Genomic DNA, 1,195 nt, shown 5'->3' on the forward strand with positions numbered 1-1,195 from the left:
TCTCAGCACCATCTAAATTTCTTAAATGCTTTGTAACAAATTCATCTAATTCATATTCTCGAAGCAATACGTCATTTTTAGCTAGAATCTCAAGCGGAGTTTTTTCATCATATATTAAATTCCCAATCTTAATCTTACCTTTTTCTATGGACCATTTTATATCTTTGCATTTACCCTCAGGAATGATATCCGCTTTTAGCACCGCTTCATTAAATTCTTTATAAAATTCCCTATACTCTTCAATCTCTTCGCTTAAATCATGCAGTAACACAAAATCTTTTAAAAAATCTCTTTGTAAATACCAAAACCCTAAAGAATGGATATTATTTATTATATTATTTTGGTTTGATTTGATTTTTTGGTCTAATAAAGAGAGTTTTTGCTCATCCAAAGCTAAAAAAGCAGGTCTTAATATAATCTCTTCTAACTCTTTTTGGTAAGATTTTTGGTTTTGAATATCAAAATATCTAATACTCTCAACCTCTACATCAAATAATGATATCCTAATAGGTTCATCCTCTCCTACTATAAAAATATCTATAATATCACCCCTAATAGAAACTTCTCCCTCACTCTCTACTATATCAACAAAAATATATCCCCAATTATAGAGCAAAGTTTTAAATTCATCTAAATTTATCGTATCTCCAAAAGCTATTTTTTTAGTATTAAAACACTCTTTTTTAGGTAGTTTATAAGTAATAGTTCTAATAGGAGAGATTAAGAGTTTATTTTTTTTAGTATAGTTATGATAGTTATTTAGTGAAGTTGAGATTTGTTTTAGCTCTTCGCTAAAACTTAATAAATCATCTCCAAAATTTGCCCTAAAATCAGGTAGTATAAATGTTTTATATCCTAAAAAAGAAGCGATATCTCTTGCTATTAGAGCCTCTTTATCATCACTAACTATTAAAAGCTCTATTTTATTATCTTTTAAATATTCAAAAATTTCAGCACTATTCATTAAGCAACTCTTTTATTTTATTTTCAAAAAAATCTCTTATTTTTAATAAAGATAATTTTTTAATAGGTTGTAAATGGTTAATATTTTCATCTTTTATATCATCAATATACACTAAAGCATTAATAAAAAGTTTAAGATTAATTCCATCTAAAATATCTTTTGATAGATTAAAGATTGTTTTTAAACTAAAATGGTTAGCTAAAAAATATAAATCATAATAATCTCTATATT

The 1,195-nt window shown here is 25.4% G+C and carries 2 pseudogenes; both read right to left on the reverse strand.

Annotation, left to right across the window (positions count from 1 at the left end):
- Positions 1-964: pseudogene (locus tag AC30RD_RS09645) on the reverse strand (DEAD/DEAH box helicase); the annotation flags it as partial.
- Positions 957-1,195, reverse strand: a pseudogene (locus AC30RD_RS09650) (hypothetical protein); the annotation flags it as partial. The pseudogenes AC30RD_RS09650 and AC30RD_RS09645, both read right to left, overlap by 8 nt.

It is taken from the genome of Nitrosophilus sp. (assembly GCF_982775275.1).